The 22,953-nt window shown below is 69.8% G+C and carries 21 protein-coding genes and 1 pseudogene; 13 read left to right on the top strand and 9 right to left on the bottom strand.

Annotated elements, in window-relative coordinates:
* Window position 1 precedes the first annotated feature (1 nt).
* The 4 genes from DVH23_RS05105 to btuC form a co-directional block, all read right to left on the bottom strand.
* Complete coding sequence (locus DVH23_RS05105; RefSeq protein ID WP_114576362.1) at window positions 2-1,183, bottom strand: iron-containing alcohol dehydrogenase; 1,182 nt, start codon at window positions 1,181-1,183, stop codon at window positions 2-4.
* Window positions 1,184-1,221: 38 nt separating this feature from the next.
* Entirely contained in the window at window positions 1,222-3,210 is a 1,989-nt protein-coding gene (locus DVH23_RS05100) for a response regulator (RefSeq protein ID WP_114576361.1), read from the bottom strand.
* Between the two features lie 71 nt (window positions 3,211-3,281).
* Window positions 3,282-4,595 (bottom strand): ATP-binding cassette domain-containing protein, encoded by a 1,314-nt coding sequence (locus DVH23_RS05095; protein WP_114576360.1) that lies wholly within the window; start codon window positions 4,593-4,595, stop codon window positions 3,282-3,284.
* A complete protein-coding gene (gene btuC, locus DVH23_RS05090) occupies window positions 4,592-5,686 on the bottom strand; it encodes a vitamin B12 ABC transporter permease BtuC (protein ID WP_114576359.1) in 1,095 nt (364 codons plus the stop codon). The genes DVH23_RS05095 and btuC overlap by 4 nt, the downstream gene beginning before the upstream one ends.
* A 64-nt stretch (window positions 5,687-5,750) precedes the next feature.
* Here btuC and DVH23_RS05085 point away from each other — a divergent pair, with 64 nt between their 5' ends.
* The 4 genes from DVH23_RS05085 (at window position 5,751) to DVH23_RS05070 (ending at window position 8,802) form a co-directional block, all read left to right on the top strand.
* Window positions 5,751-7,160, top strand: a complete 1,410-nt coding sequence (locus tag DVH23_RS05085) for a PGF-CTERM-anchored ABC transporter substrate-binding protein (RefSeq protein WP_114576358.1) — start codon at window positions 5,751-5,753, stop codon at window positions 7,158-7,160.
* Window positions 7,161-7,205: 45 nt separating this feature from the next.
* A complete protein-coding gene (gene srp19, locus DVH23_RS05080; protein WP_114576357.1) occupies window positions 7,206-7,487 on the top strand; it encodes a signal recognition particle subunit SRP19 in 282 nt (93 codons plus the stop codon).
* Between the two features lies 1 nt (window position 7,488).
* A complete protein-coding gene (locus tag DVH23_RS05075; protein ID WP_114576356.1) occupies window positions 7,489-7,728 on the top strand; it encodes an H/ACA ribonucleoprotein complex subunit GAR1 in 240 nt (79 codons plus the stop codon).
* A gap of 102 nt (window positions 7,729-7,830) precedes the next feature.
* Window positions 7,831-8,802 (top strand): presenilin family intramembrane aspartyl protease PSH, encoded by a 972-nt coding sequence (locus DVH23_RS05070; protein WP_114576355.1) that lies wholly within the window; start codon window positions 7,831-7,833, stop codon window positions 8,800-8,802.
* Here DVH23_RS05070 and DVH23_RS05065 read toward each other — a convergent pair.
* The 4 genes from DVH23_RS05065 to DVH23_RS05050 form a co-directional block, all read right to left on the bottom strand.
* A complete protein-coding gene (locus DVH23_RS05065; protein ID WP_114576354.1) occupies window positions 8,799-9,434 on the bottom strand; it encodes a DUF6517 family protein in 636 nt (211 codons plus the stop codon). The two genes, DVH23_RS05070 and DVH23_RS05065, sit on opposite strands and share 4 nt — an antisense overlap.
* Window positions 9,435-9,604: 170 nt before the next feature.
* Window positions 9,605-10,558, bottom strand: a complete 954-nt coding sequence (locus DVH23_RS05060) for an LLM class oxidoreductase (protein ID WP_114576353.1) — start codon at window positions 10,556-10,558, stop codon at window positions 9,605-9,607.
* Window positions 10,559-10,689: 131 nt separating this feature from the next.
* Window positions 10,690-12,195, bottom strand: coding sequence for a cysteine--tRNA ligase (gene cysS, locus DVH23_RS05055; protein ID WP_114576352.1), 1,506 nt, complete (start codon window positions 12,193-12,195; stop codon window positions 10,690-10,692).
* A gap of 78 nt (window positions 12,196-12,273) precedes the next feature.
* The gene (locus DVH23_RS05050; protein ID WP_114576351.1) at window positions 12,274-12,750 is read right to left on the bottom strand and encodes a hypothetical protein; all 477 of its coding nucleotides are present in this window, start codon (window positions 12,748-12,750) and stop codon (window positions 12,274-12,276) included.
* A gap of 93 nt (window positions 12,751-12,843) precedes the next feature.
* Here DVH23_RS05050 and DVH23_RS05045 point away from each other — a divergent pair, with 93 nt between their 5' ends.
* From DVH23_RS05045 to gatE, 9 genes are all read left to right on the top strand, one after another.
* Window positions 12,844-13,095 carry a BolA family protein gene (locus DVH23_RS05045; RefSeq protein WP_114576350.1) on the top strand — a complete coding sequence of 84 codons (252 nt, stop codon included), beginning with the start codon at window positions 12,844-12,846 and terminating at the stop codon, window positions 13,093-13,095.
* A gap of 60 nt (window positions 13,096-13,155) precedes the next feature.
* Window positions 13,156-13,620 (top strand): PH domain-containing protein, encoded by a 465-nt coding sequence (locus DVH23_RS05040; RefSeq protein ID WP_114576349.1) that lies wholly within the window; start codon window positions 13,156-13,158, stop codon window positions 13,618-13,620.
* A complete protein-coding gene (locus DVH23_RS05035; protein ID WP_114576348.1) occupies window positions 13,617-15,188 on the top strand; it encodes a PH domain-containing protein in 1,572 nt (523 codons plus the stop codon). The genes DVH23_RS05040 and DVH23_RS05035 overlap by 4 nt, the downstream gene beginning before the upstream one ends.
* A 20-nt stretch (window positions 15,189-15,208) precedes the next feature.
* Complete coding sequence (locus tag DVH23_RS05030; RefSeq protein WP_114576347.1) at window positions 15,209-16,618, top strand: aspartate ammonia-lyase; 1,410 nt, start codon at window positions 15,209-15,211, stop codon at window positions 16,616-16,618.
* A gap of 88 nt (window positions 16,619-16,706) precedes the next feature.
* Window positions 16,707-16,937 (top strand): transcriptional regulator, encoded by a 231-nt coding sequence (locus DVH23_RS05025; protein ID WP_114576346.1) that lies wholly within the window; start codon window positions 16,707-16,709, stop codon window positions 16,935-16,937.
* 59 nt (window positions 16,938-16,996) lie between these two features.
* Entirely contained in the window at window positions 16,997-17,497 is a 501-nt protein-coding gene (locus DVH23_RS05020) for a PH domain-containing protein (RefSeq protein WP_114576345.1), read from the top strand.
* Entirely contained in the window at window positions 17,494-19,230 is a 1,737-nt protein-coding gene (locus tag DVH23_RS05015; protein WP_157972335.1) for a PH domain-containing protein, read from the top strand. Before DVH23_RS05020 ends, DVH23_RS05015 begins: the two co-directional genes overlap by 4 nt.
* 221 nt (window positions 19,231-19,451) lie before the next feature.
* Window positions 19,452-20,681 carry an MFS transporter gene (locus tag DVH23_RS05010; protein WP_394342623.1) on the top strand — a complete coding sequence of 410 codons (1,230 nt, stop codon included), beginning with the start codon at window positions 19,452-19,454 and terminating at the stop codon, window positions 20,679-20,681.
* A 46-nt stretch (window positions 20,682-20,727) separates the two neighbouring features.
* The gene (gene gatE, locus DVH23_RS05005; RefSeq protein ID WP_114576344.1) at window positions 20,728-22,602 is read left to right on the top strand and encodes a Glu-tRNA(Gln) amidotransferase subunit GatE; all 1,875 of its coding nucleotides are present in this window, start codon (window positions 20,728-20,730) and stop codon (window positions 22,600-22,602) included.
* Window positions 22,603-22,742: 140 nt separating this feature from the next.
* On the opposite strand, the pseudogene DVH23_RS05000 reads toward gatE, so the two are convergent.
* Window positions 22,743-22,953 (bottom strand): annotated as a pseudogene (locus tag DVH23_RS05000) (hypothetical protein); the annotation flags it as partial.

Below are 22,953 nucleotides of genomic sequence, written 5' to 3'. Positions count from 1 at the left end.
GTCAGTACGCCGCCTCGAACAGTTCGATCACGTCCCCGCGGTCCATTCTCCGAGGGTTGCGGTCGATGTTGTGTTTCGAGTGCTCGAAGGCGACCTCGGCGAAGCCCTCGAACTCGTCGGTGTCGATGTCGCCCAGTTCGGAGATTCGGTTCGGGATCCCGATGTCGTCGTTCAGCGCGGCGACCGCGTCGGCCCCCCGCCGGGCGAGCTCGAGGTCGGACTCCCCTGCCCGGCGTTCGACGCCGAGCAGGTCGGCGACCTCCGCAAGTCGGGCGGGTTCGGCGGGCGCGTTGTACCGCATGACGTGGGGGAGGAGCACGGCGTTCGCTCGTCCGTGGCCGATCCCGTACTCGATCCCCAGGGGATAGGTCAGCGCGTGGACGGCCCCGAGCCCGGAGTTGACGAACGCCTGGCCGGCGATGGTCGCCGCGAGGCTCATCCGGTAGCGCGCGCGGTCGTTGTGGGCGCCCTGGTGGACCGCCTCCCGCAGGCTATCGCCGATCAGCCCGATCGCCTCGCGGGCCAGCCCGTCCGTGAAGGGCGTTCGGAGCGTCGAGACGTAGGCCTCTATCGCGTGACTCAGGGCGTCCATCCCCGTCGCGGCGGCGACTCCCGGCGGAAGCGACCGGGTGAGGTCGGGATCGACGACCGCGAGGTCGGCGAAGAGGTGTTCGGAGTAGACGACCTTCTTGTTGTCCCCGTCCTCGCTGTCGGCGAACACCCCGATGTGTGTCACCTCGCTTCCGGTCCCCGCGGTCGTCGGCACGAGCGCGGTCGGTCGGCCCTCGCCGGGGACGTTCCCCATTCCCAGCATCTCGCGAACCGGAACGTCGTGGTCGGCGAGGACGGCCGCCAGTTTGGCCGTGTCCATGCAGCTTCCGCCGCCGACACCGACCACGAGATCGGCCTCGGCCTCCCGGACGGCCTCGGCGGCGTCCTCGGCCAGCCGAAGCTTCGGCTCGGGATGAACGTCCTCGAACGTCGAGAGTTCCAGCTCCGAGAGCGCCTCAAAGACGGGGTCGGCGGCGCCGGCCTCCACGACGTCGCCGTCGGTGACGACGAGCGCCGACTCGAACCCCTCGGCGAAGCCGGCGAGTTCGCTCGCCGCACCCATTCCGTAGCGGACCTCGTTCGGACTCTCGATCCCGTACACCCGGTCGATGGCTCCGATCCCGTCGAACATACCAGATGGATGCCGGGCGGCCCCAAAAGTGTAGGCGGTCACCGCAGCGGGACGTCGGTGATCGAAAAGCGAGCGCCGCCCGCCTCGCTCTCCCCGATCCGGACCGACCAGCCGTGGGCCTCTACGATCTCGCGGACGATCCCCAGCCCGAACCCGGTTCCCTCCGCGGCGGTCGAGTAGCCGACCTCGAAGACGCGCTCGCGGTCGGCGGGCGCGACCCCGGGCCCGTCGTCTTCGACGTAGAAGCCGTCAGCGAGGTCGCCGACGCGGACCTCGCTGGCGCCGTGTTCGGCGGCGTCATCGGGAGCCTGCGAACGATTGCTCGTGGAGCCGTGCTCCACGGCGTTGCGAAAGAGGTTCTCTACGACCCGCGAGAGCCGGCTCCGGTCGGCCAGCACGACCGCCTCGCTTTCGACCCGGAGGGTGATCCCCGCCGTCTCGACGGAGTCCCAGCACCGGGCCGCGAGGTCCGCGATCCGGACCCGCTCGAAGTCCTCGACGACCCGTCCCCCGCGGGCGAGCGCGAGGGCGTCCGCGACGATCTCCCGGCTCCGCTCGACGGCCCGCGCGGCGTCGGTGACGTGCTCGCCCCCCTGTTCGCCGGCGAGCTCGAGATGGCCCGCCGCGACGCCGAGGGGGTTTCGCAGGTCGTGGCCGAGCGCGCCCGCGAACGCCTCGAGGCGATCGCCGTCCGTCCCGATCGCCGGGGTGCTCCCCCGGTGGAAGTCCCCCCGGCCGGTCCGATCGAGGGCCGCCCGGACCGTGGTCGCCAGGATCTCGACCAGCGCCTCGTCGGTGTCGTCGAACGCCTCTGGGTCGGGCGAGGAGGTGATGAAGACGCCGTGGTCGCCCAGCGGGTGGATGATCCCGCTGGCCGCGGGGGTCTCGGCGGCGTCCATCACTTCCCCGGACTCGACGTCGTCGATGACGAGGGACTCCCCGCGCTCGAAGACGTCCCAAACGACCCGATCGGTCGTCCGATCCGGGTCCGTCCGCCGGTAGGCCGAGTCGGTTTCGAGTCGCTCCCGGACGCCCTCGGTGACGGCGACCGGCTCGAGGACCTCGCCCTCGCGGAGATGCACCCCGCTCAGGGGGAGATCGAGCGTCTCCTCGGCGGCCCGGACGGCGACCTCGGCGACCCCCCGCCGGCTTTCGGCCCGGATGAGGTCGTCCATCCACGTCTGGAGCCCTCGGATCTTCGCCTCGCGTTCCTGTCTCTCGGTGACGTCGATCAGACAGCCCTCGATGGCGACGACCTCGCCCTCGGCGACGATCGGGGTTCCTTTCTCCCAGACGTGGCGGCGCTCGCCGTCGGCGGTCCGGATCCGGTAGGTCGCCTCGAAGGACTCGCCGGTGTCGACCGCCGACCGGACCCGCTCGGCTAAGTCCCCTGCGTCCGCCTCGGCGATGAGGTCGTCCCCGAAGGCGACCTCGCCGCGCTCGAGGGCCTCGGGCGGGTAGCCCGTGAGTTCCTCGACCCGGCCGCCGACGAACGACATGTTCCAGGGCGGCTCCGGCGAGCAGCGGTAGACCATCCCCGAGAAGTTGTCCAGAAAGGTCGCGAACTGGCGGCGGCTCTCGGCCAGCGCGACGTGGGCGCGATGGCGTTCGACGGCGTTCGTGACGCGGTTCGCGAGCACGCGGTACTGTTCGGGGCCGCCCTTCTGGAGGTAGTCGGTGACCCCCGCCGAGATCGCCTCGCTCGCGATCTCCTCGCTTCCCCGCCCCGTAAAGAGGACGAAGGGAATTTCGGGATGGTCCTCGCGGACGCACTCGAGGAACTTCAGGCCGTCGGTGCCGGGCATCTCGTAGTCGCTGACGATACAGTCGATCCCGCCCTCCTCGAGGCGCTCGCTTCCCGCCCCGGCGTCGGGAGCCGTCTCAACGACGATCCCCTCGCCCTCCCGCTCTAAGAACGACCGCGTCAGCTTCCGGTGGGAGGCGTCGTCGTCCACGTGGAGCACGCGGAGGGAGTCCGGATCGGTGGCCGCCGCACCGGACGCCGGAGCCACGATCCCCTGGTGCATACCGGTCACTCGTCGGCGAGCATGATGAGTGCTTCGGCCTGACTGTCGGGAAATCGGATGGGTTCCTGGCGCTATTCGGCGTCGGGCCCGGCTCCGTCAGCCTCGCTGTGCGATCCGACTCCATCGATATCCGAGACGTTTGTGCGACCGCGTCCGCGAGATGCCGATTCGACCGCCGCGAGCGCGGAAAGGACCGACGACGGCTCCGTGGACTCCGCGGCCGCCCGGATCGCCCGGTAGGCGGCCGCGGCCTCCTCGCCCGCATAGTTTCGCTCGGTGAGTGGCGTCGTCTCACAGACGACCGCCGGGGGGGCATCGAGCGCCGAGAGGAGAAGCTGGTTGCCGCTCCCGAGGTGGAGGTCACAGACGACGACCGCGTCGGCCGTCCGGATCCGTTCTTTGGCGGCCGCGAGCAGCTCCCGGTCGAGCGGGGCGTACGGTTCGGCGACGAGCGGGTCGATCCCCTGGCGGGTCGCGGCCGCCGCCGCCGGCCCGCCCGCGACGAGCGGGCCCGCAGTCACTTCGACGCCGGTTCCCTCCAGGCGTGCGAGGACGCCCGTGGCGGCCGCCCCCCGTCCGAGCACGTGGACCCGTTCGGGGAGCTCCGAGGGCACCCCGCCAGGGAGGGCAGTGACCGTCGGCGACCCCGTGACCGGGTTCGTCGCGAAGGCGGTGGTGGCGTCGAACGCCTCCGCGATCCGGTCGGCCGACAGCACCTCCTCCGGAGACCCCGTCTCGACGATTCCTCCCCCCGCAAGGACCGCGAGCCGGTCGCAATACCGGGCCGCGAGCTCGAGGTCGTGGATCGCCGCCAGCGCGGTCTTCCCCTCCCCAACGAGTTCGGCGACGAGCTCGAGGGTCTCGACCTGGTGGGCGATGTCGAGGTTCGCCGTCGGTTCGTCGAGCAAGACGACGGGCGTGTCCTGGGCGACCGTCCGCGCGAGGATCACCCGCTGGCGCTCGCCGCCGCTGACCGCCTCGATCGACCGGTCTTCGAACTCTGCGACCGCGGTCCGCTCCATCGCCCGGTCGACGCGCTCGCGGTCCTCGGGGGTCGGCGGCGAAAACCGCGATCGGTAGGGCGTCCGGCCCATCTCGACGACCTCGCGGACGTCGAACGAAAAGGAGAGGTGGGTGTCCTGGGGAACCACCGAGACCAGCCGGCTCGACTCCCGCGAGGAGAGATCGCCGATCTCGCGGCCGGCGACCCTGACGGTGCCGGCGTCGGGGGAAATCGCCGCGCTGATCGCCCGCAGGAGCGTCGTCTTGCCGGCGCCGTTGGGACCGACGAGGCCGACGAACTCGCCCTCCCCGACCGACAGCGATGCCTCGGAGAGGACGGAGACGTCGCCGAAGGAGACGGAGAGGGAGTCGGCGTCGATCACAGCGCGTGCACCTCCCGCTCGGTGAGCAAGTAGAGAAAGAAGGGCGCGCCGAAGGCGGCGGTGACGATGCCGACCGGGACCTCGGCGGGGCCCGCGCGGGCGAGGGTGTCGGTCGCGACGAGAAAGGAGGCCCCGGCGAGCGCGCTCGTCGGCAACAGGATCCGGTGGTCGGGACCGACGAGCAGGCGCATGACGTGGGGGACGACGAGGCCGACGAAGCCGATGACGCCCGCGACGGCGACCCCTGCCGCCGTCACGACGCTCGCGAGCGCGAGCAAGAGTAGCTTGGTCCGCTCGACGTCAACCCCCAAGTGATGTGCGTCCTCCTCGCCCAGCAGGAGGACGTTCATCTCGCGGGTGAAGGCCGCGAGGACGGCCACCCCGACAAGGACGACCGGCAGCGAGACCGAGACGTCGCTCCAGGTGGCGTTCGAGAGCCGGCCCATCAGCCAGATCATCGCCTCCCGTAAGCTGTCGCCGCTGTGGACGAGCATGTAGGAGATCGCTGCCCCCAGAAACGCCTGGACGGCGACACCCGCGAGCAGGAGAGTGGCGACCGGCGTCCGCCCGCCCTCGGTCGCGATGGCGTAGACGAGAAAGGCGGTCGCGAGCGCGCCGGCGAAGGCGGCGGGCTGGAGCCCCACCGGGAGGAGTGCCGGAAAGGCGATGACGGCGACGGCGCCCGCGGCGGCCCCCGTGGAGACGCCGATGATCGAGGGGTCGGCCAGCGGGTTCCTGAAAAAGCCCTGCATCACGGTGCCCGCGGCCGCGAGCCCGAAGCCGACGGTCGCCGCGAGCGCGATCCGGGGAAGCCGGATGTCGGCGACGATCGTCTGGTGGCTCGAACGGACGTCGAACGCGAACGGGCGGACGAACTCGAGCGACGGTGCGGGAAGCGACCACCCGAGAAGGGGCAGCGCCCGCTCGCCGAGACCGGCTCCCGTGGGGACGGCGACGGCGTTCAAAACGGCGAGGGCGACCGTCACCGGCCCGATCCGGGCCGGGCCGAGGCCGGCGCTGGCGACGACGACGACCGCGAGGATCGCCGTCAGGCCGGCCGACCACGAGACGATCCGTCCGACTCGCTCCATCTACAACAACTGCGATTGCTTTAGCCAAATATTTATTGGAGTCTGCCGCACGGGGAGACGAGACATGCGAAAGCTACTGACGATCCTGCTGGCCGCCTTCCTGATCGCGAGCGTGGCCGCCCCGCCCGTCGCCGCGGGCGCGGCGGGCGCCTCGGGCGCGACCGGGGCGAGTGCGGCCCAGGCCGAGGCGACCTGCGAGTACCCGGTCGAGTTGACCGACGCGACCGGCGAGGACGTGACGCTGGACGAACCGCCCGAACGGGTCGTCGCCCTGCAGGCGAGCGACGCCCAGACCGTCTTCGAGATCGGCGCCGAGGAGAGCCTGGTCGGGATGCCGATAAACGACTTCACGTCCCACCATGACGCCGGCAACCGAACGAACGTCGCCGTCGAGGGGCAACAAAACGTCGACATCGAGACCGTCGTCGATCTCGAGCCCGACGTCGTTCTCGCGGCGAACGTCACCGAGGAGGAGGACATCCAACAGCTCCGGGAGGCCGGGGTCACGGTCTACCACTTCGAGACCGCCGAGGACCTGACGGACGTCCGTGAGAACGTCCAGCGCACCGGCGAGCTGACCGGCGCCTGCGAGGGCGCCCAAGAGCGCATCGACTGGATGGACGAGCGCCTGGGTGCCCTCGAGACCGCTCTCGAGGGCGTCGAGCGCCCGCTTGCCTACTGGTCGATGGGGGGCGGCTACACCGCGGGCAACGGCACCTTCCAGAACGCGATTCTGGAGACTGCAGGCGTCGAAAACCTCGCTGCGGAGGCCGGCATCGCCGGCTGGCAGGAGATCAGCAACGAGGTCGTGATCGAGGAGAACCCCGAGTGGATCGTCTACGGGACTGCGGACCCCGAGATGGAACCCGCGCTCAGCGAGGGCGCGATGGAAACGACCGCCTACGAGGAGGGCAACCTCGTCGCGGTGGACTCGAACGCCGTCAGCCAACCCGCACCCCACGTCGTTACCGCGATCGAGACGATCGTCGAGGCCGTCCACCCCGAGGCCTACGAGGAGGCTCAAGCGATCCTCGAGGAGGGCAACGGGACCGAAGGAGCCAGCGAGAACGCGACCGACGCCAACGGAACGGAAGCCAACGCGACCAACGACTCGGTCGGCGAGGAACCGAACGAAACCGCCGACTCGAACGAAACGGCAAACGAATCGACGGGCGTCGGCGAGAACACCACCAACGAAACCGGCGAGAACACCACCAACGAAACCGGCGAGAACGCCACCGACGAGATCGACGCGGACGACAAGACGGAGAACGCGACCGACGGGAACGGAACGGAAGCCAACGCGACGGGTGAAAACGCTACCAACGACACCGACGGCGCCGAGAACGCGACGGATCCCGAGGAGAGCGCCGAGAGCGACGACGGCGACTCGATCCCGGTCGGAATCGTCGCCGCGGTCGTCGCCGCGATCGCGGTGATCGCCGCGGCGGTCGTCGGATTCCGCCGGCTGTAGCCGGCGTTCGAAAGGCGTTTACCCCCATCGGCTCACAGGTCCGGCATGGTCGAAAACGTCATCTGGCCCGCCTATCTCGACGCGGAGCTTTCCCGGAAGGAGGGGAGGCGGGTTCCCGAGGGGCTTGCCGTCCCCGAGCCGACGGTCGACGAGATCGCACAGGCGGTCCAGCAGATCGGCTACGACGCCACGATCGAACGCGAGAAGACCTACTCGCGGGAGTCCTGGGAAGCGCGAGGCCGGGTCGTCGTCCGGGGCGCCGAGGACTCGACGAAGAACGACCTCGTCCAGGCGGTCGCGGCCTACGTCGCCGCGATCCGCGAGTGAGATGGCGGTCCGCCGGGTCGGAACCGTCCGCGACACCGCCCAGGGGCTGCTCGTCCTCCGCGCGGAGGAGGGGGCAGACCACGACGACGAGATCGGGACGATACTGTTGTCCGAATCGCTCGAGGACGTCGGCCGGGTCGTCGACGTCTTCGGGCCCGTCGATCGGCCCTACCTCGCCGTCACCCTCGAGGCGGGCGTCCACGCGCCCGCGCTGGTCGGCTCGACGCTGTACGCGCGGTAGGGGTCTACGCTGTACGCGCGGGAGGATTGGGGCAGACGGGACGGCCGCCGCGGCCGGACCGAGGTCACAACACCGATACCGCCCCGGTCCGAACCCCCCGTCATGAACGACCGGACGCGGGTCCTCGTCGCGGTCTCCCTTACGGTCGGGCTCTTCCTCGCCGTCCAACTGGGTGCTCTCGCGCTGCTCGGGCCCTTCGCCGACTCCGGCCAACAGGCGGTCGAGGACCCGGAGAACCCGACGAACAGCCTGCTCTACTTCGCTGCGATCCTCGTCGGAACGGGCGTGATGCTCGCGGCCTTTCGCTACGGCTTCGAGTGGCTCATCCGCGGACTCGTCGTCGTCCTCAGTGCCTTCCTCGCGTGGGTCGTCCTCGCCGAACTCCTCCCGCCCGCGATCTCGGTCGTCTCGCTCCCCGCCGGAATCGCAGTCGGGATCGCCCTGCTTGCCTACCCCGAGTGGTACGTGATCGACGCCGCGGGCGTCCTGATGGGCGCCGGCGCCGCCGGCCTGTTCGGCGTCAGCTTCGGGCTCCTGCCCGCGCTCGTTCTCCTGGTGGTGCTCGCGATCTACGACGCGATCAGCGTCTACCGGACCCGCCACATGCTCTCGCTCGCGGAAGGCGTGATGGACCTGAAGATCCCCGTCGTCCTCGTCGTCCCGACGAGCCTCTCGTATACCTACCTCGACGGGGAAAGCGCGGAGGGAGCGTTCGACCTCGAGGAGGATGCCGACGAAGACGGTGTCGAGGACGACGCCGACCCGGAGGCCACCGACCCCGAACGGGACGCCCTGTTCGTCGGCCTCGGCGACGCCGTGATCCCCACGATCCTGGTCGCGAGCGCCGCCGTCTTCGTCGATACCGGGACGCTCGCGGTGCCGGGGCTCACCGTCAACCTCGCCGCACTCGGCGGGATCGTCGGCACCCTCACCGGGCTCCTCGTCCTGCTCGCGCTGGTGCTCCGGGGCCGGCCCCACGCCGGGCTCCCCCTGCTGAACGGCGGCGCGATCGCCGGCTATCTGCTGGGTGCGCTCGCCAGCGGCCTCTCGCTTTCGGCGGCGCTCGGGCTCTAGTGGTCGAGCCCCTCGAACAGCGTCTCGATCCGGCCCGCAGACCCGGGCAGCGCCTCGGGATAGACCCCGACGGCGACGACGTGGTCCCCGTCGTGGGCGAACCGGGTGACGTCGACCAGGGCATCGACGTCGAAGCCGTCGATCGTGACCGTCCCCGAAAAGGTCGTGACCGTCGTCGCCTTGAGGGACTCCACGCTCCGCTCTCCCACGGGCTCGCCCCTGACCGACAGCTCCGGGTACTGCTCGTCGGCGTAGGCGGCGATCTCTTCGGGTCCCATCTCGGCGATCGGGTTCAGCTCCCGACCCAGCACTGACGCTCGGGGACTCGTCACCGTCGTGAACACGCCGGCCGTGACCTCGCCGATTCCAGGGAGGTCCGCTGACCGGGCGTACTCGACGTACTGGTTGCGGAACTCCACGGACTGGCCCGCGACCGTCTCCTCCTCGACGACCTCGTGGCTCTCCTCCAAGCCGTAGCCGGCCTCCTCGATCGCCGACTCCGCGACGGTCGCCGGCGCGGCCTCGCGGGTGGTTACGTCGTCGATCGCGCCGCCGAGACAGCCCGCGAGGCCGGCCACGGAGGCGGTCGCGACCCCGGCGAGCAGCCGGCGCCGCGAAGGGGGAGGACTCATCGGGAGTCGGTAGGTCGCCGAGGCGCATAGGGGTTCTCCTCTCTCAACGCCGGCGAGACTGCCCGTACCACGAGCATGGCTGAGGCCCGTCCCCGGCCTGTGCATCCACCCGGCTGATCCGACCGCGACCGCGATCGAGAGTCCCCGCTCCGACGACCGACCTCGGCCGCTCAGAGTTCGGCCAGGACCTCGTCTGAAAACTCCTCGAGAACCCCCCGCGGGTCCCGATCGTCGTCCGTCTGCCGGATGTTGATCATCACGTGATCGACCCCGGCGTCGCGGAGCCCCCGAACGTGCTCGCGGAACCACTCGCTGCCGGCTGCGTACCCCTGGTGGATCGGCTCCGGCTCCGCCGACGGATCCTCCTTCAGGTCCACGTGCAACACCTGAACGTACGGCTTCGTGTTCTCGCTCCCCGTCTCGCGAACCAGCTCCCGCCACGTCGCCAGTTGGTCCTCGAGGTCCTCGAGCGTGTGCTGGTAGTAGACCCAGCCGTCGCCGTGGTCGGCGATCCACTCGAGGGACTGGCGTGCGCGGCCGGTGACGAGCAGCGGGAGCGTCTCGGTCGTCGGTTTCGGCACGAGGTCGAGCGACCCGTCGAGCGTCCCGAACGAGGAGTCGAGTTCGGGGTAGTCCTCCGACCAGAGAGTCCGAACCACGTCGACGTGTTCTCGGAACAGTTCGCCGCGAGCGTCCTCGTCGATATCGAACGCCGGAAACTCCGGCGGCCGGTCGCCGGTCGCGACGCCGAGGACCAGCCGTCCGCCCGACAGCCGGTCGACCGATGCGGCCGCCTTCGCGACGTGTAACGGGTGCCTCAGCGGAAGGATGATCGACCCCGTGACGAGGGCGACGTCGTCCGTGTTGGCGGCGACGTGTGTGAGGAAGACCCACGGGTCGTACACCTGCCCGGCGTCGTTGAACCGCGGCCAGTACAGCGGGACGTCGCGAAACCAGAGCGCGTCGAACCCCAGGTCGCTCGCCGCACTCGCCAGTTCGACCTGCTGCTCTAAGTCCTCGAACGACGGAATCGGATCCGACGCCGTCGTGATCGGGAAGAACAGACCGACCGAGAACTCGTCGTCGAACAGGCGCCGATAACCCTCGTTCGCGTATGGACGCATTGTCCCTCATTGCGTCCACGGCCGAGTGAAGATTGTGGTTGTGGCTACCGGTTCGACCGACCCGACTGAAGGGGACGCCTCGAGCGTTCCCTCACGACACGGACACCCCCGCTCGCGTTCGATCCCCTCCCTCAGTTCCCGCCCGGAAGCCGATACGACGGGCCCGAATCCGTATCCTGGACTTCGACCCCGAGGGCCTCCAGGTCGTCGCGGAGTTCGTCGGCGCGCTCGTAGTTGCCTGCCTCGCGTTCCTCGCCCCGGATCGAGAGGACGAGTTCGACGACCTCGCCCGCGAGGGCGGCCTGCCCGTCGGCCTCGCCGACAAAGGAAAGCCCCAGGACGCCCCCGAGTTCCTCGAGAGCCTCGACGGCCTCGCGGAGTCCGCGGTAGTCGTAGCGCCCGCCGTCGCCCGGATCGATGGCTTCGAAATGGCGGTTGATCGCGCCCGCGATCTCGAGGAGTTCGGACTGCGCTCCCCGGGTGTTGAAGTCGTCGTTCATCGCCCGCTCGAATCCGTCGCGAGCGTCCGCGACGGCCTCGCGAAGCTCCGCGTCCTCACTCTTGGTTCCCGCGTCGGGCGAGTCGATGGCCTCGACGGCGTTCTCGTGTGCACGCTCCATGCGCTCCCAGCGTTCCCCGGCCTCGGCGATCGTCCGCTCGCTGTAGAGCTGTTCGCTGTTGTACGAGCCGGCGGTGAGGAAGGTCCGCAGGACGTTGGTTCCCCACTCGGAGACGGCCTCCTCGACGGTGACGAAGTTTCCCAGGCTCGAGGACATCTTCTCGTCGCCGATCTCGAACAGTTCGCAGTGAAGCCAGTAGGACGCGAACCGTTCGCCGCTTGCGGCCTCGCTCTGGGCGATCTCGTTTTCGTGGTGGGGGAAGACGAGGTCCCGCCCCCCGACGTGGACGTCGATGTGGTCGGCGAGATGGGTCATGCTCATCGCCGAGCACTCGACGTGCCAGCCCGGACGGCCCTCTCCCCAGGGGGAGTCCCAGGTCGACGCGCCCGCGGCGGCCTCCTCGGCGGGCGCGGCCCCGTCGTGGCGGTGTTCCTCGATCGCGGCGGGATCGACGCCGCCCGCCTTCCAGAGCGCGAAGTCCGCGGGATGGCGCTTCTCGGATCGCTCGTCGGGATCGCCCTGGGATTCCATTTCGTCGATGTCCTGGTTCGAGAGTTCGCCGTACTCCTCGAAGCTCGTGACGTCGAAGTAGACCGACCCCTCCGACTCGTAGGCGTACCCTTTCTCGACGAGGGTCTCGATCAGTTCGACGATCTCGGGGACGTGTTCGGAGACGCGGGGATAGACCTCCGCACGCAGGAGGTTCAGCGAACGCATGTCTGCGATCGTTCGGGCGAGGTAGCTCCGGGCGACCGCCTCTTCGTCTCCCCCTGCCTCGCCGATCCGGGCGACGATCTTCTCGTTGACGTCCGTAAAGTTCTCGACGTGGCGGACGTCGTAGCCCAGGTACTCGAGCCATCGGTGCATCACGTCGACGTGGACCCACGACCGCGCGTGACCGAGGTGGGGCGGATCCGAGACCGTCAGGCCACAGTAGTAGAGTAAGACGTCCTCGGGGTCCCGCGGCTCGAAGGGCTCGCGTTCGCCCGTCAGCGTGTTCTCGACGTGGAGCGTCATTGCCGGAGAATACCGCTGGCCGGACGTTAAAAGGTCGGATACGGGACCGTAGACCGATCGAGCGAACGCCGCCGCGAGTCAGGGGACCGACTCGAGGGCGCTCTCGACGGTTCGGAGCGCGTTCGACCCCGCGCGGCGGTCGACGACGACGGCGAGTGCGTCGCCGCCGACGCCCGCAGCGTGGACCGCGACGTCCTCGACGGCGAGGGTCGCGAGGACGGTCCGGAGCGCAGCCGAATCGACGTCGCCGGTCGCAAGGACCGCGGTCCGGTCGCCGCCGCCGGCGGCGAGGGCGGTTCCGCCGACGGAAAGCAGCGGCTCCGCCTCGTCGGCGGGTCCGACGCCGCTTTCCATCGTGATCCGGGCCTTTCGGGGGTCGGGCTCGTAGTCGGGCAACTCCTCGGCGTAGCGCCGGAGCGCGGTCGCGACCGCCTCGACATCGCCGACGTCGAGAAAGCGCGCCGCCGCGGTGTAGTTGAGGACGCCCGCCCGGAGCGCGCTCACGAGAAACGGGTGCTCCCGTGCCGCGCGCCTCGTCTCGGCTGCAAGCGACATATCCCCGAGGGCGTCCGGCGGGGGCATAAACGCGCCGACCGGATCGCCGCGGGGACCGCGGCGTTTTTCCCCTGGCCCGACCCAGAGGAGGCCATGAATCCCGAGGATGTCGAGCGAGTCATCGAGAGCGAACTCGAGGGCGCGAAGGCGACGGTCCGGCGCGCGCGCGGCGAACACGACGACGACCACCTCGCGGCGACGGTCGTCTCGCCCACCTTCGAGGGCGAGGCGCTGGTCGCCCAACACCAGCAGGTGTACGACGCCCTGGGCGAGCGGATGACGACGGACATTCACGCCGTCGAACTCTCGACGTACACGCCCGCGGAGTACGAAGAGCAGAAGTAGTTCCCGACAGGTCGGGAGAAAGATCAGTTCGTTTATCAGGTTACCGTCGAACGGTCCCGCATGGAGTCACTGCATTCGAGGGTGCGAGCCGTCTGGATCGTGCGGGCGGTCGTCGTCGCGTGCGTCCTCACCGTCGCGGTCGCGGCCGCCGAGCGGTGGCTCGTCGACACCCTCCCGGCGGCCGCCCTCGTGGCCGTCGGCCTCGTCGCGGCGGGCGTCGGCATCGGCCACGCCCTCGTCCTCTACAGCAGGTGGGGGTTCGAGCTCCAGGACGACGCCCTCTATCTCGAGCGCGGCGTCGTCACGTTCGTCGAGACGTCGGTTCCCTTCGTCCGGGTCCAGCACGTCGACACCGAGTTCGGACCCGTAGAGCGCGCGCTCGGGCTCTCGAGCGTCGTCGTCTACACTGCCGGCTCCCGGAACGCCGACGTCACGATTCCTGGCTTGCGACCCGAGCGGGCCCGTCGGCTCCAGGAAACCCTCCGGGACCTCGCGGTCGAGAGCGAGGGCGAGGACGCGGTATGAGCCGGCTCCATCCGGTTACGGCACTGACGAAAACCCTCGGCTACGCGGTCCAGTGGGCATCGGTCCCGTTTTTCCTCGTCAGCATCCTCTCGGGGGCCTTCGACGTCGTCCGGATCGACTGGGTGTTCTCGCTCGCCCCGGTCGGCTTCCTCCTCGGGGCCGCCTACGGACTCGCCGAGTACTACCGCTTCGAGTACGAACTCAGCGAGGACACGTTCGATCTGGCCTCCGGCGTGTTCTCGCGGCGTGACCGGGAGATCCCGTTTCGCCGCGTCCAGAACGTCGACGTCTCCCGGGGGATCGTCCAGCGGCTCCTCGGGCTGGCCGTCGTTTCGATCGAGACCGCGGGCGGCGGCGACACTGAGGCGACGCTGCGGTACGTCGGCGAGGGCGAGGCCAACTGGCTCCAGCGGGAGATCCGTCGGCTGACCGCCGAGGACGACGAAACCGAAGCCGACGAGCGAGAAGGCCTCGATCCCGATCCGACCGAACGCCCCGAACCGGCGACCGCCGGGACGAGCGGGGACCGCCGGCCGACGCACCTGTTCGAACTCGACCAGGTCGAACTCGGTCTCCTCAGTCTCACCACCGCCAAGCTCTCGGCGTCGATGGTCGTCGCCGTCGTGACCGCGTTCGGCGGCGACACCGCCCTCGGCCTGGTGCTCTCGCTGGCCAGGCCGTTCGGCGGTCCCGCCCAACTCGCGGGCGCCTCCCCGCTGGAGTACGCCGCCCTGGCGCTTTCCTCGGCGCTCTACGGCGCCGTCGCGACCTACCTCGTCGGGGTCGTCTACACGTTCGTCGGCTACTACGGTTTCCGGATCGGGGAGGCCGGCGACGACCTCGTCTACGAGCGCGGACTCCTCCAGCGCTACAGCGGGTCGATCCCGACCGAAAAGATCCAGACGCTCTCGATCGTCGAGAACCCCCTCCAGCGCGCGATCGGCTACGCCGGCCTCCGGATCGAGACCGCGGGCTACGGCCCCGACGGCGGCGGCGGGAACCAGTCGGCGATCCCGCTCGCCAAACGGAGCCGTGTCGAGCGGTTCGTCGCGCGGGCGACCGGAATCGAATCTGGCGACTTCGACCGGCCGCCGACGATGGCTCGCCGGCGCTACCTCGTCCGCTACTCGCTTCTCGCGGCGGCGGTCGTCGCCGCGGCCGGCGCGGCGGGGGTCGTCTGGGACCTCCCCCTCTGGTACGCGAGCGCCCTCGCCTTCGTGGCAGCACCGGTCGGGGCCCACCTCCGGTGGACGAACCTCGGCTACGACCTCCGGGAGAACCACCTGCTGGTTCAGGAGGGGTTCTGGCGGCGGCGGACCCACGTCGTCCCCTACTACCGCCTCCAGACGGTCTCGACCCGACGCACCGTCTTCCAGCGCCGACTCGGACTGGCCAGCCTCGTGATCGATACGGCCAGTTCGCGGACGTTCGTCCGGGGGACGCCGACGATCCACGACCTCTCGCTTTCGACGGCCCGGTCGATCCACGCCGACTGCCGGGAACGGTTGGAGGACGCCCGGCGGACCAGGGCCCGCGAGGAGCGTGCGCTTTCGGTGGCTTTTACCTGACCCGCCGCGACCTCTCGGCCATGACCGACGACGTTCGCATCGAGGAGGACAGCCTGGGAGAGATGGAAGTGCCCGCCGACGCCTACTGGGGCGCCCAGACCCAGCGCGCGGTCGAGAACTTCCCGATCAGCGGGATCACCTTCGGCCGGCGGTTCGTCCGCGCGCTGGGCGTCGTCAAGAAGGCCGCCGCCCAGGCCAACCGCGACCTGGACCTGCTCGACGACGAGATCGCCGACGCGATCGTCGAGGCCGCCGAGGAGGTCATCGCGGGCGAGCACGACGACCAGTTCCCCGTCGACGTCTTCCAGACCGGATCGGGCACCTCCTCGAACATGAACGCCAACGAGGTGATCGCCAACCGCGCCGCCGAGATCACGGGCGCGGAGATCGGATCCCGTACTGTGCATCCGAACGACCACGTCAACTTCGGCCAGTCGAGCAACGACGTGATCCCCACGGCGATGCACGTCGCGAGCCTCGAGGCGCTCGAGAAGGACGTGATCCCGGCGCTCTCGACGCTCCGGGAGGCCCTGGAGGCGAAAGAAGAGGAGTTCGACGACGTCGTCAAAACGGGACGAACGCATCTCCAGGACGCTACGCCCGTGACGCTGGGCCAGGAGTTCTCGGGCTACCGGAGCCAGATCGAGAAGGGCCTCGTCCGGGTCGACAACACCCGCGAACACCTCGCGGAACTCGCGCTCGGCGGAACGGCGGTCGGCACCGGACTCAACACCCACGAGGAGTTCCCGGGCCGGGCGGCGGAGTACATCACCAAGGAGACGGGCGTCCAGTTCCGCGAGGCCGACAACCACTTCGAGGCCCAGGCCGCCCACGACGCGATGAACGAGGCCCACGGCGCCCTGCGAACCGTCGCTGGCTCGCTGAACAAGATCGCCAACGACCTCCGGCTGCTCGCGTCGGGTCCCCGGAACGGACTGGGCGAAATCGAACAGCCCGAGAACCAGCCCGGCTCCTCGATCATGCCGGGCAAGGTGAACCCGGTCGTCGCCGAAGCGGTGAATCAAGTTCACAAACAGGTCGTCGGCAACGACGCCGCGGTGTCGGCGGGTGCCGCGGAGGGCCAGATCGACCTCAACCTCTACAAGCCGGTGCTGGCGCACAACTTCCTCGAGTCCGCCGAACTGATCTCGAACGCGAGCGCGGTGTTCGCCGAGCGGTTCGTCCGACCCCTCGAGGCCAACGACGAGCACTGCGCCGAGCAGGTCGAAGGGTCGATGGCGCTCGCCACCTCGTTGAACGTCCACATCGGCTACGACAAGGCGAGCGAGGTCGCGAAGGCCGCCCTCAAGGAGGGCAAGACGGTCCGCGAGGTCGCCGTCGGGAAGGGCTACATCAGCGAGGAAGAGGCCGACGAGGTTCTCGACCCCGCGAAGATGACCGAGCGCGGACTGCTCGGCCGCGAGGAGTAGCCGCGGTACTGACCCGTCGAATCCCGCCACAGTCAGGTCCGCGAACGGAATCCAAGCAGTTTTCACGGAGAACGTCGTCGGACATATTATGCACACCTGCCGAACCTGCAACCAGTCGTTCGGGAGCGAGCTCGCCCTCGAGCTCCACCGGGACAAGTGCGCCGAGGGACGGTTGCTCTGTGGGCTCTGTGGCGAGCGGTTCCGGGAGGCCGAGGCCACCGAGGACGGCTGGCACTACGCCTGCCCGAACGAGGACTGTTCGGGCGAGGGGCTGACCGAGGACCTCCTCGCGGGCGACGCCGGGACGGCGACCCGCTGAGACGGCCAGACGGGGGTCGAATCCCATCCTTTATTCGGGGCCCAGCCCTCGCGCCGGGCATGGAACGGCTCTCTCCCCGGATTCGTCCCGTCTGGCTCACCGCGGCGATCGTCCAGGCGGCCGTCTCGGGGGGACTTCTCGTCGGCGGCGCCGTCGGACTGACACGGGCGACGGATCTCGCCGATGCCGTCGGGCTCGCGGAATCGACCGTCGTCCAGGGTGCCATCGCCCTCGCCGTTGTCCTCGCCGTCGTCCGGCTGGCGCTGGCGTGGCTTCGCTACTCGGTCTGGCGGTTCGAGCTCCGCGAGGACGCCCTCTACATCGAACGCGGCGTTCTGACCCGCGTGAAGACCGTCGTTCCGTTCGTCAGAGTCCAGCACGTCGACTCCCAGCGCGGTCCCGTAGAGCGGGCGGTCGGGCTGGCGACGGTCGTCGTCTACACGGCGGGCTCGCGAAGCGCCGACGTGGCGATCCCCGGCCTGCGGCCCGACCGTGCCGAGGACCTCCGGGAGGAGCTTCGCCGGCTCGCGATCGAGAGCGAGGGCGAGGATGCGGTATGAGCGGTGAGCGCGGCGGGGACGACGGAAGCGAGCCGGCGAGGGGCTCGGTAGACGAGTCGGGCGAGGAGGGGCCGTCGGACTCCGGGTCCGGCGAGCCGGCGGTCGGCGAAAGCGGGGGATCCGGACCGGGAGCCGCCGAAAGCGGGGGTGGCGGTGATCCCTCGACGAAGCTTCATCCGTACTCCGTTCCCTACCGATCGCTCTCGCGGAGTTTCTCGACCGGCTCGCTGTTCTTCTTCGTCGGCGTGTTCACCTCCCCGGGCGGCGGGGGGGACCTCCTCACCCTGGGCGCAATGGTCGTCGTCGGAATCGTCCTCGGGATCGCCTACGAGATCGCCTACTATCAGCGGTTTCGCTACGAACTCACGAGCGACACGTTCGACGTCGCCTCGGGGGTGGTCTCTCGGCGCGACCGGGAAGTCCCTCTCCGGCGGGTCCAGAACGTCGACGTCCAGCAGAACGTCCTCCAGCGCGCGCTGGGACTCGCCGCGGTCAACGTCGAGACCGCCGGCGGCGGCGAGACCGAGGTCGTCCTCCACTACGTCGGCGAGGCCGAGGCCGAGCGCCTCCAGCGCCTGCTCCGGACGGGCGCCCGCGAGGACGCGGGACAGGACGGCGTCGAGAGCACGGAGCCCGGACGGGAGCCGGACGAGGAAGAACTCCTCTTTGCGATCCAGCCCAACGAGCTGGCGATCCTGAGCGTGTTCACGATCGACCCGGGGGCGAGCCTGCTGGCGACCATCGCGCTTTCGTTCGCCAGCGGGTTCGACCCGACTGCACTGGTCCCGCTCGCACCGTTCGAGGGGGGCCTTCCGGGAAGCGGGCTGATCGCGCTCGCCTGGGCCGCTCTCCTCTTCGTGCTCGTCGCCTGGATCGTCAGCGCCGTGCTCACGTTCAGCCGCTACTACGGCTTCCGGCTCACGCGTGCGGGCGAGGAACTCCGCTACGAGCGGGGGCTGCTACAGCGCTACAGCGGGACGATCCCGCTGGACAAGGTCCAGACGCTGACCGTCGAGGAGTCGATCCCGTTCCGGTGGATCGGCTACGGCTCGCTGGCCGTCGAGACCGCGGGCTACGCCCCCGGCCAGTCGGGCTCGGGCGGCGCCGAGTCGGCGGTCCCGATCGCCGAACGCGAGCGGGTCCGGGCGCTGGCGCGCTCGATCGAACCCTTCGGCGACCCCGGGCTCGAGTCCTCCCCGAAGCGAGCGCGCGAACGCTACGTCGTTCGGTACGGCGCCGTCGTCGCCGCCGTCGTGGCCGCGGGCTACGCGGTAGACGCCGCTACGGGTGCCCTCGGGGACTGGTACGTCCTCGCGGCCTTGGCCCTCGCGGTCCCGGTCGCGGCCCACCTCAAGTGGGCGAATCGCGGGTTCGCGGTCGGCGAGCGCTACTTCTTCGCCCGGACCGGCTTCTGGAAGCGGACGACGAAGGTCGTTCCCCACTACCGGATCCAGTCGGTCGTCGACACGCGAAACGTCTTCCAGCGCAGGCGCCGGCTCGCCAGCGTCACCGCCGACACCGCGAGCTCGGCGGCCTTCTTCGGCCGGGCGGCGACGGCCTACGACATCGACGCCCGCCGTGCCACGGAACTTCGCGAGGATCTCAACGACCGCCTCCAGGAGCGCCTCCGAGAGCGAAAGCGCCACCGGCTCGCGGGGGGCGAACCACCAGCGGACGCCGGGGCCGACGGGGAACGTGGCGAGGGGAGAGCCGGGGACGCGACCGGCGCCTGAGACTACCGGCTGTCCGTCGTTCGGGGCTCTCGGTCGAACGAGGGGCCGAGAGCCGTCATACAGGTACAGGCGGCTACGAGCGGCGAGGATCCGAACGCTTTTGAACCGAATTGACCAACCGGTCAGCTAATGGAGTCGAACGACGGTTCGCTCGAGGAGACGGGACCCGCGAGGACAGGGTGAATCCCCGATCCGGGGGCATCGACCGGCTCCGCGCCCGGGTGGCCGACCGGCTCGGCGGCGACGGGCGAGGGGTCGTCGTCGCCGCGGTGATCGCCAGCACCTTTTTTATCGGGTTCGGTGGCGGGGTCGTCTTTCCGATCCTGCCGAACCTCGGGGTTGTCCTGGGGATCTCGCCGGTTCTCGTCGGGATCATCCTGAGCGCCAACCGCTTCTCGCGGCTGGTCGCCAACGCCCCTGCAGGGGTGTTGGTCGATCGGATCGGGACCCGCACGCCGTTCGTCGTCGGGATGGCCGTGCAGGCGGTCGCGACCGTCGGCTACGTCGTCGCGATCCCCGCACCGTTTCCCGAGGCCTGGTTCCTGCTCGCGCGAGTACTGTGGGGATTGGGCAGCGCGCTCGTCTTCGCGACGGCCTACACCATCGCCGCCGACGTCAGCGACGGGGACTCGCGGGGGACAAACATGGGAGTCATCCGCGGCGGGGTTCTCTTCGGCTTCCCCGTCGGGGTCGTCATCGGCGGCGTCGTCAGCGAACTCCAGAGCACCGCGGCTGCGTTCGTCGTCGCGGCCGTCTTCGCCGCCCTCGCGACCGGGATCGCCTACCGGGTGATCCCCGAGACCCACGTCGAGGGCGGGAGCCGCGACTCGATCAAGCCCTGGGACGTCGATACGAGCCCCGCGGCGCTGGTCGTCGGCTTCGTCAACTTCGCCGTACTGTTCGGGTATATCGGCGCGCTGTTCGCCTCGCTCGTGCTCTTTCTCGGCGAGAACGACCTCGGGGTGTTCGGCTTCGACGCCCAGGGCACCTCGGGGATCTTCATGGCGATCACCGTGATCGCCGCGGGCGTGTTCATGTTCCTCGGCGGCGTCGTCAGCGACCGGCGCCAGTCGCGGGTCCCAACGCTGCTGGTCTTTCTTTCGACCGCGTTCGTCGGCTTTCTCCTCCTCGCGCGGGCGGACTCGCTCGCGACGCTGACCGTCGCCTGTCTGTTCGTCGGCGCCGGCCAGGGCGGGACCAGCGGCCCGCTGATGGCGCTGCTGGCCGACCTCACCCCCGAGGAGTCGATGGGGCGGGCCGTCGGAACGAACAACGTCCTCGGGGACGTCGGGGCCGGGCTCGGACCCGTCGTCACCCTGCCGGCGATCGACGCCGTCGGCTTCACTCCGGTCTATCTCGCGTGTGCGCTCCTCCCGATGATCGCCGCGGCGACCCTCCTCGCCGGCGTCTACCGGGAGACCGGCGAGTTCGTCCCCGCGGTCGAGGACTGAGTCGCATAATCGGACTTTTTACCCCTCGGCGCCCCACTGGCCGACAATGAGCGAGCGCGACCACGACTACGAGGACGCCGGACTCGTCGCCGGCCTCGAGATCCACCAGCAACTCGACACGGCGACGAAGCTGTTCTGTGACTGCCCGACCGAACTGCGCGAACCCGAAGAGTCCTCCCGACGGTTCACCCGCTATCTCCATCCCACTCGGAGCGAACTCGGCGAACTCGACGACGCCGCCCTAGAGGAGAGCAGGGTCGACCGGGAGTTCGAGTATCTCGCCTACGACACCACCTGCCTCGTCGAGGAGGACGAGGAGCCCCCACACCGACTGGACGAGGAGGCCATGGAGACGACCCTCGAGATCGCCCAGCTTCTGGACGCCCGGCCGGTCGATCAGGCCAACGTCATGCGAAAGCTCGTCGTCGACGGCTCGAACACCTCCGGCTTCCAGCGCTCGACGCTGATCGCGACCGACGGCGAGATCGAGACGGAAAAGGGATCGGTCGGGATCGAGGACCTCCTGCTCGAGGAGGAGAGCGCAAAGAGAGTCGAGGAGACCGAGGAAGGCGTCCGCTACAGCCTCGACCGACTGGGAATCCCCCTCGTCGAGATCGGCACCAGCCCCGACATCCGCTCGCCCGCCCAGGCCCGGGAGGCCGCAGAACGAATCGGGATGCTCCTTCGCTCGACGGGCAAGGTCAAACGCGGGCTGGGAACCATCCGCCAGGACGTCAACGTCTCGATCGCCGAGGGCGCCCGCGTCGAGATCAAGGGCGTCCAGAGCCTGGACGACATCGACGACATCGTCCGCACGGAGGTCGGCCGACAGCTCGAGCTCGTGGCGATCCGCGACGAACTCGCCGAGCGGAACGCCGCGGTAGACCAACCCGAGGACGTCACGGAGGTGTTCGAGGGCACCGACAGCGGCGTGATCGGCGGCGCACTCTCCTCGGGGGGGAGCGTGATGGGCGTCCGTCTGCGCGGGTTCGACGGCCTCGTTGGCCGGGAGATCGCCCCCGACCGCCGGCTGGGGACCGAACTCTCTGATCACGCCAAACGCCACGGCGCCGGCGGGATCTTCCACACCGACGAGCTGCCGGCCTACGGCGTCACCGAAGGGGAAGTCGCCGACCTCCGGGAGGCCGTCGATGCCGAGCCCGAAGACGCCGTCGCCATCGTCGCCGACAGCGGGGAGACCGCGCGCACCGCTATCGGCGCGGTCGCCGACCGGGCCCGGGCCGCCGTCGCGGGCGTCCCCGAGGAGACCCGCGGCGCGAACGACGACGGCACCACCCGCTACCTTCGCCCGCTGCCCGGCGCAGCCCGGATGTACCCCGAGACCGACGTCCCGCCGGTCAAACCCGACCGGAGCGAGGTCGAAACTCCGGAGCTCCTGACCGAGAAGGTCGGACGGTACGAGCGCGAGTACGACCTCGATCGTGGACTGGCCGAACAGGTCGCCTACGGCCGGCGGATGCCCGTCTTCGAGCGTGCGGTGGGCGAGGGCGTCGATCCGACCCTCGCGGCGACGACGCTGGAATCGACCGTGACGGAGCTTCGCCGGGACGGCGTCGCCATCGAGAACGTAAGCGAAGAGCAGTTCGCCGGCGCGCTCGCGCTCGCCCGCGACGACGACCTCCCGACGGGCAACGTCGGCGACCTGCTTTCGGCGCTGGCCGACGCGTCGGAGCTCACCGCCAGGGAGGCCGTAGAGCGCGAGGATCTCGGCGGCGCCTCCGAGGACGAGGTTCGGGAGGCCGTCCGCGAGGTCGTCGAGCGAAACGAGGAGCAAGTACACGAGGAGGGGATGGGCGCCTTCTCGGGCCTGATGGGCGAGGCGATGGGCGCGCTGGGCGGGCAGGCCGACGGCGAGGCCGTCAGCGCGGCGCTGCGCGAGGAGATCCAGAAGCGATCCTGACCCGGTCGGCCGTCGTCCCGGGCGCGGCCGCTTTCGGGGTCCGTCCGTCGTCGAACACGCGGCCGAACACCCCGTAGAACACCGGGATCAAATCCCGTCCGAACGAAGCAGCGAAAACGAGCGATCGGAGACGAGTCCGGTTACCTGCGCAGCCAGCTCGGGATGCCGGCGTGGTCGGGCGCGTTCGCGTGGTCCGGAACCCCCGCGTGAGCGGGCGGACGAACGCTCTCGACGGCTTCGACGGTAATTTCGGCGCTGGCCATTTCCTGGAGCGTCGAGATAGAGTAGCCGTAGGTGGCGGGTTCGAGGTCGTCCTCGAGGGTGTGGGTGAGCGAGACGGTCGTGGAGTCG

The organism is Saliphagus sp. LR7 (assembly GCF_003344565.1).
Lineage (GTDB): Archaea > Halobacteriota > Halobacteria > Halobacteriales > Natrialbaceae > Saliphagus > Saliphagus infecundisoli.
This window is presented reverse-complemented; position numbering and strand designations above follow the sequence as displayed.